This window comes from Sporosarcina cascadiensis (assembly GCF_009650995.1).
Lineage (GTDB): Bacteria > Bacillota > Bacilli > Bacillales_A > Planococcaceae > Sporosarcina > Sporosarcina cascadiensis.
Map to the genome: position 1 here is coordinate 16,591 of NZ_WHVV01000026.1, position 12,702 is coordinate 29,292.

At 46.2% G+C, this 12,702-nt stretch carries 15 protein-coding genes; 4 read left to right on the forward strand and 11 right to left on the reverse strand.

Annotated features, from left to right (window positions below; translation table 11 throughout):
* Positions 1-13: 13 nt before the first annotated feature.
* The 5 genes from GDZ68_RS17145 to nadC all read right to left on the reverse strand — a co-directional run bounded on the left by GDZ68_RS17145 (position 14) and on the right by nadC (position 4,982).
* On the reverse strand, positions 14-1,258 hold the full coding sequence (locus GDZ68_RS17145; protein WP_153723555.1) for a glutamate-5-semialdehyde dehydrogenase: 1,245 nt from the start codon (positions 1,256-1,258) through the stop codon (positions 14-16).
* Between the two features lie 15 nt (positions 1,259-1,273).
* Positions 1,274-2,371, reverse strand: coding sequence for a glutamate 5-kinase (gene proB, locus GDZ68_RS17150; RefSeq protein WP_153723542.1), 1,098 nt, complete (start codon positions 2,369-2,371; stop codon positions 1,274-1,276).
* 414 nt (positions 2,372-2,785) lie between these two features.
* A complete protein-coding gene (locus GDZ68_RS17155; protein ID WP_153723543.1) occupies positions 2,786-2,962 on the reverse strand; it encodes a hypothetical protein in 177 nt (58 codons plus the stop codon).
* A gap of 56 nt (positions 2,963-3,018) precedes the next feature.
* On the reverse strand, positions 3,019-4,128 hold the full coding sequence (gene nadA / locus GDZ68_RS17160) for a quinolinate synthase NadA (RefSeq protein WP_153723544.1): 1,110 nt from the start codon (positions 4,126-4,128) through the stop codon (positions 3,019-3,021).
* Positions 4,128-4,982, reverse strand: a complete 855-nt coding sequence (gene nadC / locus GDZ68_RS17165; protein ID WP_153723545.1) for a carboxylating nicotinate-nucleotide diphosphorylase — start codon at positions 4,980-4,982, stop codon at positions 4,128-4,130. Before nadC ends, nadA begins: the two co-directional genes overlap by 1 nt.
* A 109-nt stretch (positions 4,983-5,091) precedes the next feature.
* On the opposite strand from nadC, the gene GDZ68_RS17170 reads away from it, so the two are divergent.
* A complete protein-coding gene (locus tag GDZ68_RS17170; protein WP_153723546.1) occupies positions 5,092-6,249 on the forward strand; it encodes an IscS subfamily cysteine desulfurase in 1,158 nt (385 codons plus the stop codon).
* Between the two features lie 16 nt (positions 6,250-6,265).
* A complete protein-coding gene (locus GDZ68_RS17175; RefSeq protein WP_153723547.1) occupies positions 6,266-6,802 on the forward strand; it encodes a transcription repressor NadR in 537 nt (178 codons plus the stop codon).
* A 13-nt stretch (positions 6,803-6,815) separates the two neighbouring features.
* Here GDZ68_RS17175 and GDZ68_RS17180 read toward each other — a convergent pair whose 3' ends face one another.
* Positions 6,816-7,508, reverse strand: a complete 693-nt coding sequence (locus GDZ68_RS17180; RefSeq protein ID WP_153723548.1) for an LrgB family protein — start codon at positions 7,506-7,508, stop codon at positions 6,816-6,818.
* Positions 7,505-7,879 (reverse strand): CidA/LrgA family holin-like protein, encoded by a 375-nt coding sequence (locus GDZ68_RS17185; protein ID WP_153723549.1) that lies wholly within the window; start codon positions 7,877-7,879, stop codon positions 7,505-7,507. Before GDZ68_RS17185 ends, GDZ68_RS17180 begins: the two co-directional genes overlap by 4 nt.
* Positions 7,880-8,150: 271 nt before the next feature.
* Here GDZ68_RS17185 and GDZ68_RS17190 point away from each other — a divergent pair, with 271 nt between their 5' ends.
* Positions 8,151-8,363 carry a cold-shock protein gene (locus GDZ68_RS17190; RefSeq protein WP_153723550.1) on the forward strand — a complete coding sequence of 71 codons (213 nt, stop codon included), beginning with the start codon at positions 8,151-8,153 and terminating at the stop codon, positions 8,361-8,363.
* A gap of 106 nt (positions 8,364-8,469) precedes the next feature.
* Here GDZ68_RS17190 and GDZ68_RS17195 read toward each other — a convergent pair whose 3' ends face one another.
* Complete coding sequence (locus GDZ68_RS17195) at positions 8,470-8,667, reverse strand: zinc-finger domain-containing protein (RefSeq protein ID WP_153723551.1); 198 nt, start codon at positions 8,665-8,667, stop codon at positions 8,470-8,472.
* A gap of 95 nt (positions 8,668-8,762) precedes the next feature.
* Between GDZ68_RS17195 and GDZ68_RS17200 the strand changes: the two genes are divergently transcribed.
* Positions 8,763-9,164, forward strand: coding sequence for a reverse transcriptase-like protein (locus GDZ68_RS17200; RefSeq protein ID WP_153723552.1), 402 nt, complete (start codon positions 8,763-8,765; stop codon positions 9,162-9,164).
* Between the two features lie 59 nt (positions 9,165-9,223).
* On the opposite strand, the gene GDZ68_RS17205 is transcribed toward GDZ68_RS17200, so the two are convergent.
* The 3 genes from GDZ68_RS17205 to GDZ68_RS17215 all read right to left on the reverse strand — a co-directional run.
* The gene (locus GDZ68_RS17205) at positions 9,224-9,814 is read right to left on the reverse strand and encodes a metallophosphoesterase family protein (RefSeq protein ID WP_194841220.1); all 591 of its coding nucleotides are present in this window, start codon (positions 9,812-9,814) and stop codon (positions 9,224-9,226) included.
* A gap of 15 nt (positions 9,815-9,829) precedes the next feature.
* Positions 9,830-10,651: a sulfurtransferase gene (locus GDZ68_RS17210; RefSeq protein ID WP_228551151.1), complete on the reverse strand. Its 822-nt coding sequence runs from the start codon at positions 10,649-10,651 to the stop codon at positions 9,830-9,832.
* On the reverse strand, positions 10,651-12,702 hold a 2,052-nt coding region (locus tag GDZ68_RS17215), incomplete at its 5' end, for a dynamin family protein (RefSeq protein ID WP_194841221.1). The genes GDZ68_RS17215 and GDZ68_RS17210, both read right to left, overlap by 1 nt.

Below are 12,702 nucleotides of genomic sequence, written 5' to 3' on the forward strand. Positions count from 1 at the left end.
ACATCCTCCTAGATTATCTGATCTGGCCAGTCCCTCTGATTACAAATTTAGATGAAGTCAATGCCTCTAACCCCATCGGTCCGCGCGCATGCAGCTTTTGCGTACTGATGCCGATTTCCGCGCCGTAGCCGAATTCAAATCCATCGGTAAAACGAGTCGAGGCGTTCACATAGACAGCCGCAGCATCCACACTGTTTAAGAATTTCTCTGCATTTGCATCATTCTGCGTAATGATGCCTTCCGAATGCTTCGTGCTGTACTGCTGAATATGCTGCAAAGCTTCTTCCAAATTATCCACCGCTTTCATGCGCAGCGTCAAATCAAGGAACTCGCTCGACCAGTCATCCTGTTCAACTTGTGGAATTGACGAATCAAACTGATGAATTCTGTCATCTCCCAGCAGCTGTACTTTATGGCTGCGCAATGTGCTGATTAATTTTTCACCATTTTTCTGCAGCCACTGGTTATCGATCAGGACGGTTTCAATTGCATTACATACGGACGGGCGGTGTGTTTTTGCATTTACGACTACATCAATCGCCATCTGCATATCTGCCGATTCATCAATGAATAAATGACAGTTTCCTGCACCTGTTTCAATGACTGGCACTGTTGATTCACGGATGACCGTTTGAATTAATTTTGCGCCGCCTCGTGGAATAAGCACATCTAAATATTCATTCAGAGTAAACAATTCTTTCGCAGTTTCCCGGCTCGTATCTTCAATTAACTGGACAGAATCCACAGGCAGTGCACTTTTCTCTAATGCCCTCTGAATAACGTGCCACAGTGCCAAATTAGAATATTTCGCAGACGAACTGCCGCGAAGCACCATGGCATTTCCTGTTTTCAGTGCCAGTGAGGCAGCGTCGATCGTCACATTCGGACGCGCTTCATAAATCATTGCAATGACGCCGATCGGCACACGTTTTTTGATGATATGCAAACCGTTTTCCTTGTTGATTTCTTCCAATGTTTCACCTATCGGATCCTTCAGGTCAATCAGCAGACGTACACCTTCCGCCATCGCTTCTATCCGATCTTCCGTCAATAAAATTCGATCAAGGACAGCTGCTTCAATCCCATTATTACGCCCTTCAGTAATATCTTTCTTATTCTCAGTCAATAAATGATCTGTTTCTTCAAGCAGCTGATCGGCAATCAGTTTCAGCGCTTCATTTTTCTCTTCTGTCGTAGCCATATTCAACGCATAACTTGCATCTTTCGCGGCTTTTCCTTTTCTCTTGATCTCACTCATCATCTATCTCTCCTTTTAATTGACTTCCACCCAGCGGTCGCGGTGAATCACTTCAATCATCGGCGCACACAGTTCGGGATTCATACCGCGTTCTGCCAATAACTCACGCAATTGCGCGGAAGAATAGGTCACTTCGCCTCTCCCGATTAAACCTTCCACGCCATATACCTCCACCACTTCTCCTGCTTCAAAATCGCCCTTCACTTTAAAGACGCCTGCCGGCAGAAGACTGCGGCCGTTATACAAAACTGCCTTCTCCGCACCTTTATCTACATATAAACGACCCGTGGATTCTGAATGCAGCGCAATCCACTGGCGCTTTGTATTAATGCCTTGGCTGAGAGGACTGGAAATATAGGTTCCATCGCCAAGTCCCTGCAAAATATCCAATAGCTTAGAAGAACCTTTTCCTGTTCCAATGAAAACAGGGACAGCCAGCGTATGCGCCGTCTTGGCAGCGAGCAACTTCGAACGCATGCCGCCGGTACCAACTTTAGAACCAAGGTCGTCCGTTCCGCCAAGCAGCTCATCTGTTATTTCATTCAATTCTGTCAGCCGTACGGCATCCGGATCTTTTCTCGGGTTGCTCGTATAGATTCCATTGACATCCGTTAAAATAATTAATTGGTCGGCATGCAAAAAGCCGCTGACAAGTGCAGACAGCATATCATTATCACCGAAAGTTAATTCGTCAATCGATACGGTGTCGTTTTCATTGATGATCGGCACGATGCCCCGTTCCAACAGTTCCGACATTGTGGCGAACGCATTGCGGTAGCGATCGCGGTTGGAGAAGTCCTGTCTGGTCAGCAGAATTTGTGCAGGAACGACACCATGTTCGCTGAACCGTTCAATATAAGACTGGATCAGCAGACTCTGGCCGACTGCAGCCGCAGCCTGTCTTCCTTTGATCGTAACAGGACGGGACGGATAGCCTAATCTGGCAAAACCTGCTGCAACGGCACCTGACGACACGACAATGACTTCATGCCCGGCATTTTTCAGCATTGCCAGTGCATCCACATGGTCATTAAACTTTATTTGGTCGATTTCCCCGTTGTCATTCGTTAAAGAACTGCTTCCAATCTTCACTACAATCCGCTGTTTTTTCATTTTTCATTCGCCTGCCGTTTCTATATTTCCACTGATGATTCATCTATTTTACACTTTTTGACGTTTGATGAGGCCAAACGGCGCTTTCCGCTTTAGATACATCCAGCTGCAAGCGCCAGCCTCTCGGGTCGTTTCGGTTTTAAAGATAAAGGCAAAGGACGCCTTTATTTTTAAACCCTTCAACGCCTGTCGAGGCTAAACGGCGCTTTTCGCTTTAGATATATATCAATCACGCCTTGGAGTGATTGCGTCTGGATTTTGAATCGAGCCCGCTCGATTAACTCCTTGCAAAATCCATGACATCCGCCGGAGGCTTTTTATATGAATTCAGCAGATTTTTGCTGAATTCATATAAAAAAGCCCAGTCGTCCTGTAATATCAGGACGAAAGGACTTAGCTTCCGCGGTGCCACCATCATTGGATCCATACTATGAATCCCGCTTTCCCCATAACGCCGGGGTGCGCGCCTATGTTTACATAGGACTCCGAAGGCAGGTTCGGCAAATACAATGTGACAGAAACTTTCAGCCGCCGGTTTCCGCTCTCTTGCACACGTATTTTGTCTACTGGTCCTTCATCTTCGTTCAACATTCATTTTCAACCATCATACAATATCCGGCGTGATTGTCAAGTGCATTCTGATAATTTCAAACGCTTTCCAGCATCCGGTCAAGCGCTGAAACAGCTTCAGAGGAAGTTGCCTCGTCCACTGTAATGACGTTTTGAGCGATTCCTTCTACAATATTTTCCAGGCACCACAATAGATGCGGCAGATCGATGCGATTCATCGTCAGACAAGGACACACCAATGGATTCAGTGAAATGATATCTTGTTCCGGATGGTTCTCGATCAAACGGTTAACCAAGTTCATCTCCGTACCGATTGCCCACTTGGTTCCCGGCGCTCCTGCCGTAATTTGTTCAATAATATATTTAGTTGAACCATTGTCATCCGATTTCCTCACTACCTCATGCGTGCATTCAGGATGTACGATGATGCGGCGGTCCGGTTCGTTTTCACGTATTTGACGGATATTTTCCACCGTGAAATTTTCATGCACAGAACAATGCCCTTTCCATAAAATCACCTGACAGTCCTTGTCTGTTCCGTCATACTCGAGTATATCGGAAATAGGGTTCCAGACAGCCATGTGCGTAAGCGGGATTCCCAGATCAAACGCTGTATTGCGTCCTAAATGCTGATCAGGCAAAAACAGGATACGTTTTTTCTGCGTGAAAGCCCATTCAACGATTTCCCGCGCGTTTGATGAGGTGACGGTTGCCCCGTGATGACGTCCGACAAACGCTTTGATTGCGGCTGTTGAATTGACATAGGTCAGGGGGAGAATGGTATCTCCAAATCGTTCCTGCAAGTCTATCCACGCTCGTTCTGTTTGGAAAATATCCGCCATATCCGCCATGGAACAGCCTGCCCGCATATCCGGCAGATAGACTGTTTGATCATCAGTCGTTAAGATATCCGCTGTTTCCGCCATGAAATGCACACCGCAAAAAACGATGTGTTCTGCTTGTTCATTAGCAGCACAAATTTGTGCAAGCTGCAGTGAATCTCCTGTCGCATCTGCAAATTGTATGACTTCATTTTTCTGGTAATGATGACCCGGTATGAAAAGTTTTGTACCGAGTGATTGTTTAATACGACGTATTCTCTTTTCCATTTCCTCTGTGGACATTGTTTTGTATTTTTCGGGCAGCATGGCGTCTGTCCGGCCTTTTACCATATCTAAAATCGACATTATCTTTCATCCTCCTGCTTTCGAATATGTATATTGGCACTGATATCTTTTGCGATTACCGAATGCGTCAGGGCACCGACCGATATATAGTGGATTCCCGTATGGCCGTAAGACGCAATATTTTCTTCTGTAATCATTCCGGAAGCTTCCGTAATGATGTGCATCGGCACAATTGGAAGCCACTTTTTAATCTCAGCCGGCGTCCGGTTGTCAAACATAATAATGTCCGCACCTGCCTGAACAGCTTCTTCTAATTGCTCACGTGATTCGATTTCCACTTCGATTTTTACTGTATGCCCTAGGCGGCTGCGGAGCTGTCCGACTGCTTTTGAGATGGAACCGGCATAAGCCAGGTGATTATCTTTCAGCATAACTGCATCATATAAACCGTAGCGATGATTAAATCCACCACCTGCGCGGACGGCATATTTATCGAGCATACGCAAACCGGGCGCCGTCTTCCTGGTATCACAAATTCTGGTTCCTGACCCGTCGAGCAGACTCACCAAAAACGCTGTCTGTGAAGCAATCGCACTCATTCTTTGAATGCAGTTCAGGATGACTCGCTCGGCAGCCAGCAGGTCACGCACCGGCCCGCTGACCTTCGCCAGCAGCTGTCTGTCTTCCATCTCTTCGCCGTCCTCCACTAAACACATGACTTCTACAGATGGATTCAGCAAATGAAACCCCTGCTGTATAATATCCGTGCCGCAAAATATCCCCCGTTCTCTGGCCAGAATATGCATCTCACCTGTTGCGTCAGCCGGAAACAGTGTGCCCGCTGATAAATCTCCATCCCCAATGTCTTCCTCAAAAAAATTACTGAGCATTGATTGCAGTTTTATTTTATTCATATTCATTCTCCCAGCTGTAGTAGTTTTTTAACTGTCTTTACACCTATCTTTACATATTTATCATTCTATGACAAGATGAAGAGACAATTTACAGAGGGAGGGTCTTCATTTGCACTATTTCGATTACGCAGCAACAACTCCATTGGATCCAGACGCAGCTGATGTCTACACAGAAACTTCACGGACACATTTCGGCAATACGACAAGCCTGCATGATGCTGGCGGCATTGCACAGAATGTTCTGGGACATTGCCGGCAAAGACTGGCTGAACTTCTCGGTGTACATACGGAAGGAATCTACTTTACTTCCGGAGGGACGGAGAGCAACTCGCTCGCATTAATTTCCCTTGCACAGTCCGCACGGCGAAAAGGAAATCACCTCATTCTGCCTGCCGCCGAGCACCCTTCTGTTCATTCAGCAGCTGCCTATTTGGAAGAACAAGGATTTCAAATTACGCTTGTCCCCTATAATGCGGAGGGTTTCCTCGACATAAAAAAACTGAATGAAGCGATTACTGATCAGACCATTATTGTGTCTGTACAGCACTGCAATCCAGAAATCGGGACGATCCAGCCTATTCGGAAAATATCTGATGCAGTAAGGCCTAAAGGCATTCTTCTGCATAGCGACTGCGTACAGTCATTCGGAAAACTGCCGATTCGCGAAATCACTCCTTATCTGGACAGCCTTTCACTTTCCAGTCATAAAATTTATGGACCTAAAGGAGTCGGGGCCTTATATATCGCTCCCCGGCTGCGTATCGTACCGCTTTTTCCAGGAGCTGTGCATGAAAAAGGACTGCGCGGCGGTACAGTGAATGTTCCCGGGATTGCTGCTTTTGTGACTGCTGCAGAAATAGCGGAATGCCATGATGATGCAGCACGTTACCGTTTGCTGCGAAACACCTTTTTCCAACTACTCGCGCCTTATCCTGAACTTTTTACCTTTTACGGCACCCATCACAAGACTAAGCAGCTGCCGCAAATTATCGGTCTGCGTGTCAAACGTTCAGAAGGCCAGTTCATTATGTTAGAATTAAACAGACGCGGTTTTGCCGTTTCGACAGGCAGTGCGTGTAAAGTGGGACAGCAGCATTCTTCCATGACGATGAGTGCAATGCAGATTCCGCACGACGAAGCCAAAGGTTTTTTACGGATTTCATTCGGACGGTCTTCTACTTTGGAAACCGTGGAACAGCTCGCAGGCTGTCTGGTTGAAATTGCTAAAGAGCAAAATAAGGATCAACGGATAGCTACTATCATTTAGACAGCAGGTGATTACTATGCAGAATAAAGAAAAAGTGCTGGGGGAAGAACGGAGAGCCCTGATCCTCAAAACACTGCAAAACGCAGGACATCCGGTCACCGGACGGGATTTAGGCGAAATGACAAACGTCAGCCGTCAGGTAATCGTCAGTGATGTTAATTTATTGAAAGCAAAAAACGAGCCGATCATCGCAACCAATCAAGGTTATCTGTATACGGCATCTCCCGCGGAAGCTGAATTTGAAAAAATTATTGTTTGCCGGCATCTGCCCGAAGAGACGGAAGAAGAACTCCATATTCTCGTCGATCATGGGGTTACGGTGAAAGATGTACGGGTGGAACATTCGGTATACGGGGATGTCCGTGCTTCCATCATGGTGAGCAACCGCCAGGAAGTAAAGGCGTTCATTCAGCAGATCAAAAAATCCAATGCACCGTATCTGCTGAATCTAGATGACAGCGGTGTCCATCTTCACACTATTTCTGCTCCCCGCAAAGAACAGCTTGCAGAAGCAGAAAAAGCATTAAAAAAAGCAGGATTCCTAGTAGAATAGGAATCCTGCATAGTTATGGGAACAGCCAGATACCGAATAAGGGTCCGATCAATGCGCCTACGATGGCGGATAACGTCATCGCAACCGAGCTCATAGAAGCTTCCTGTTCACCGTATTCAAGCGCTTTTGATGTCCCGATGGCGTGAGCCGCAACCCCAAGCCCCAGCCCCTGTCCAAGTGCTGTGTCGATTTTCAGCCAGCGGTTTAAAGGAGGACCTATTAAAATTCCTGCCAAACCTGCAATAATGACAAAGACGGTTGCCAGAGATGGAATTCCGCCAAGTTCTTCAGCGATTTGCATTGCGATTGGCGAAGTGATGGATTTCGGCAGAATACTCGCCAGAAGTTCTTTCGAAAAACCCGCCGCACGGGCGGCCAGTACACCCGTGATCATTCCTACTGCTCCTCCGGCTAGAACTCCACTGATGATCGGCAGCACATTTTTACGGACCAATTCCCGCTGTTTATATAGCGGTATACATAACGACACGATTGCAGGACCGAGAAATGCATCAATCCACCGGCCGCCTATCAGGTATGTTTCATAGGAGGTGCCGAATAGCGTAAGCACAGCTACAACAGCCAGCGTCGTTGTCAGAACCGGCACCAAAAAAGGAGACCGGAGGCGTACGTACAAAGTGTTCATAAAAAAATAGAGGATGATGGTCAGTAAAATCATCGTCGGCGCGAGTATTAATTCATTCACAGGACCTTCACCTCTTTACTCTTGCGTTTTGCGACCGTCTGGCTTACCCAGCTGGCTGTGGCCATTGTGATAATCGTACTGACTATCGTGATGATCACGAGCAGTATGCCTTTTCCGGTAAAGATATAGCCGTAATTCATGACACCTACAGTTGCCGGAATTAAATATAACGGCAGTGTAGACAGGAAGACATATGCCCCTTTTTCAACCCAGGCCAGCGGAATAATTTTACAAGACAGGAGTGTCCAAAGGATTAAGAGCCCGATAATACTTCCCGGCAGCGGGATAGAAAGCACGGAGCGCAAGAAATCTCCGAGCAGGAATAGTAAATAAAGAAACGCAACCTGAGTGAGTATTTTGACTATTTTCATTAGACGTTTCCCCTTTTCTGATTCCCTATATTATACTAAAATATGAAATGAATACTACTTCATTATAGAGAGACTCAGCAAAAAATCCAATACTTTCTACTGGATAATTTGACTAGAGGAAAAAGTCTTCAGAATGTTTCTGCATTTTATTGACGTGATAAAACCGTTCATGTATAGTGTAGGGAGCTATATAGGCAGTTTGGCGTTTTGTAGTTTGCCTCTGCGATCATATGGCCGCTACGAATTTCTGAATTGCCGAGGAGGAATTTACATGTACCAAGGTAAGGTGAAGTGGTTCAGCAGTGACAAAGGTTATGGATTTATCGAAGCGGATGATGGTGAAGATGTTTTTGTCCATTTCACAGGAATTGCAACAGATGGATTTAAGACACTTGCTGAAGGTCAAACTGTTTCGTTCGAAGTAATTGAAGGAAACCGGGGTCCTCAGGCTGCAAATGTATCAGCACTCGACGAAGAAATGTAAAACATCTCGGCAGACAAGAACTCCGTCAAAAGCGGAAATTTTACTTATTAAAGATAAATAAAGCATCCGCGCCTCTGGTAAGAAGTGGGATGCTTTTTCTGTATTTTCACTTGGGAGAAGTCCCAAGTTTATTGATTTCACTCCCCAAAAACTGCAGCTGTTCACCGATGGTACATTCAGAAATGCAAAACTGATGGGCGCCAGTCTTCCCCCGCTCTTTGATCAGTTGTTTTTTGACGTAACATCCTTCACAATATATATCGAGCAATTGATTAATATCTTTCATTACCATTACTTTATTCATCAGAAAAGAACTCCCACCTTTCTTCCTTCTATTTTAGGCGGGACCGCTGCAAGTTGCAACCTTTTGCTGAATGAAACGAGAGGAGGGCCAGGATTTTGCTGGAAGTTTACATAGATGGCGCCAGTGCCGGAAATCCCGGTTTAAGCGGGATCGGTATTTATATTAAAGGGGAAGGCCAAGATTTGCGGATCAGCGAGGCGATCGAGCCTACAAATAATCACAGTGCAGAGTTCCAGGCGCTTGTCAGAGGCCTTGAAGAAGCAGTGAAATTTACGGACGGCATGGTGTCTGTGCGTTCTGATTCGAATGTGGTGGTACAGTCGATGGAAAAAGAGTTCACTAAGAATGAGCAATATGCGCCGTTTTTACAGCAGGCTTTAAAGCTCGCAAAGCATTTCGACTTATTCTTCATCAAGTGGATCCCTGATTCCAGCAACCGTACTGCCGACAGTCTGGCCAGGCAGGCAATTCAGGTTCAAAAAAAGTCTAAAGGCTGAACTATTTTCAGAGTATCTAACCTAAAAAAGCGAAAGGATCCTAATCCCTTCGCTTTTTTCTATGCCTTCATAAATCGAATGCTGTTTTTATTTTCATCGTACAATACCCATTCCCTTGCCCCGACTACAGCACCCACATTGACAATCTGCTCATCTCCCGACAACAAAATGTCAGCCCCGAATGAAATCTCTTTCTCCACACCATTCTGCATATAGCCCGAGCGATGTGTATGACCGTGAAACACTAACGTCTCAGCAGGAAGATTATTCTTCAGCCAATCCGATTTTTCATCCGGTTTCCATTGATGGCCATGGATGACAACTCCTTTTCCTGCTTCCAGTGTTTCCGGCAGGCTCTGCAGCTTTTCACGCAATGATTCCGCTTGTTCTGTCAGCAATAGAATACGTTCTTCCTGATTGCCGTAAATGGAGGGAAAAGTGAGCAGATCATCCAAACGATCCGGATGTCTGATGACGTCTTCTACAGACGGATAAATCTGTCCTGTCAAATGTTTTTTGCTGACGGTGCACTCATACAGATCACCCGTACCGATCAATTTTGCATCCGGCGCTTCCCGAGAAATATGATCCAGCACCGCGTGCAGGTCTAAAAGGGAGGAATGGATATCCCCGAGTAACGCATACTGCAATTCGGTCAGCTCCTGTTAGTTCGACGTTTCGACCGGCGCATCTTCCTGTGAAATCCAATCACTGAAACTGCCGACATATAACTTTACATTGGAATAGCCTAAGTCTGTCAGCGCAGCAAATAAAGGTGAGGCGGTCACACCGCTTCCGCAATAGACGACAACAGGCTCTTCCGTCTTTGCTATCTTTTCCAGAGATCCGGCTGCGTTCTGGACATCATAACGACCATTGCATTTCAATTGTTCCCAATCAAAGTTACGTGCCGTTGGAATATGACCGGCCTTTTTATCAATCGGTTCGTTTTCACCGCTGTAACGCTCTTGCGCACGAGCGTCGATGAGCATTGCCTGTCCATTTCCAGCTGCTATCTCTTCCACTTCACGTCTGCTTGCATACAGCTGATCCTGCCAGTCCGGTTCAACCGACGACTGTGCAGGTGAAACGAACGTTTCATGATCGACAGGCACGCCTTTCTGCTTGAGCTCTTCATAGCCTTCAATTAAAATTCTGGCATTTGTAAATCCGCCATACTGCAGAATCCACCAGGCACGTGCAGCAAAAGGGCTGCCGCCTTCATCATAAATCAGAATCGTATCTTCCAGCTGCAAACCACTGGTACGGAACAATTTGGTCAGGCATTCTTTCGAAGGCAGCGGATGGCGTCCGCCGCCTTCAGATTCTGCAGATAGATCATCGGCTAAATCCCAGTGAACTGCATTTTGAATATGTTCTTCATTGTACTTTTCTTTTCCAAGATCCTTGTTTTGAAGAGAAAAGCGTGCATCGATCCATTTTGCATTTTCTGTCTGCGCTTTTTCAAAAGAAACAAATGCCTGCATTATTGAATCAGCTCCTCCTGACGAATTTTTTCATAAATGCTCTGCCATTGTTCAAGCTGTTCCGAACCATCAAGCAATGTGCGCTCTGATTCAATCTGGACAAGACTTTCCTGCAATAAATGAACGCGCAGTGCTTCTGCTTCATCATCAATCCACAGGTCTGCCCATTTTTCAATTCTTTCCTTCTGTTCGCCTAAATAAGTTGACGCATCTTTCTTCAATATATCTTCGAGGCGTCCTCTAAGTATTTCCCTGTCCCCGCGCTCGAAAAACGTCTTTTGGTTTTTGAATGACTTATTCACTGCACTATATACACCCGGATCTTCATACGGCGTTTCAAACGACAACATATCCTGATCGTTTGGCTCATACGGAGAAGGCACGATGGATTGATCCATATCGGAAAGTACGCGGACTTCCATTCGCTGACGCTCCAGCAATTGCTTTTTCATATACTGCAGGATCCGTAAATTCGTTACTTTCAATTCCTGTGACAAATCAAATCCGACCATATTAACGGTTTCAGCGAGTGCGATTTTCAATGCCTTGTCAGTAGAGTTCTTCGCGAAAGTGGAAGGACTGTAGCCTTCCTTGAAGAAGTCGCTGAAACGCAGGAATACCCGCTGCAGAATATAATAGACAAGTTCACTTAATTCATCATGGGTTGCTTTAACCAATACTTCACTTGCATTCTTTTCAAAACGCTGTTTGATCGCCTGCTCAGCAGCAGCCAGCTCTTCCAGTCTCTCCGCTTTGCGTGAACGGTTCTGAATCGTGCGGTCAATCAGTGATGCCAGACGGCTGACCGTCTTCGTTGTCTCTTCTTCCAGTGCTTGCACAACTTGCGCACGCAAATCATGTTCAAGAAACGCGTAAAATTTCTCTTCGAAATGCTGCATTAGCGGATTCGGTTCATTGGATAATTTACCTTCCAATGCTTCCAGGCTTGATATTCCATGAACCCGCGGGTTACGGATGCCGAATTTCTGAAGTTCGCCGGCCACGAAGCTCTTCACTTCTTCCCCTTCTTCTTCATTGGAAGCCAAGTCGATCGCATTGACGATAAAGAACATCTTATCCAGTTCAAATGCATCTTTCACCCGGCCGAGCTGAATAAGGAATTCACGGTCTGCACGGGCAAACGCGTGATTGTAGTACGTCACGAATAAAATCGCATCGGCATTACGTATATATTCAAACGCCACATCGGTATGTCTCGCGTTGATGGAGTCCGCTCCCGGAGTATCAACCAGCGTAATGCCGTGGCGTGTCAGCGGGCTGTCATAGAAGAAATCGATCGACTCGACGAAACAGCTGCGGTCTTCCTGCGCCACAAACTTCGTGAATTCCTCGCGGTCCACTGTCAACGTTGTTCCGAGTGCAGAAGTATAAACAGGATAACCCTTTTTAAATGCCTGAATGAACGATTTATGGATATGCAGATTCTCATCTTCAAGCGGCTGTTTCAGCGCTTCATCCGTTTTGGCAAATGCTTCTTCCAGCGTTGCAATCCGGATGCCGAGCGCTTCAAATGACAACGCCACATCCTTTGTCATTGTTGCCTCATCTTTCAAATGGATATCCGCTGTATTATTCAGATGCTCTTCGCTCACCGGACGGATCCGGTTGATTGCGGCAGTCGTCGGATTCGGTGATACCGGCAATACTTTCTCACCGATTAATGCGTTTGAGAAAGAAGATTTCCCTGCACTGAATGCACCGAACAGAGCGACTGTGAACTCCTGTCCTTTCAAGCGGGCAGCTTTCGTCTGTAAGTAGGCTGCCGTTTCGGCAAACCCTGGAATGGTATGAACTGAGTCGGCGATATGCTGAGCATATGCGATCGCTTTTTCCGCATCAACGAATTGCCGCTCTTCTTCTTCCTGATCTTCTGCCTGCTCTTCTGTATTCGCTTTTTCTTTTTGCTGATCTGCTACATAATCCACCGTTTCAATTTCTTTCGGTTTCTGCCACTCCGCCAGCAATTGATCGCGGCCGATTCTTGTCGGAGCAGACGGGTTATCAATTTCTTTATCCACCCACTCCAAGCG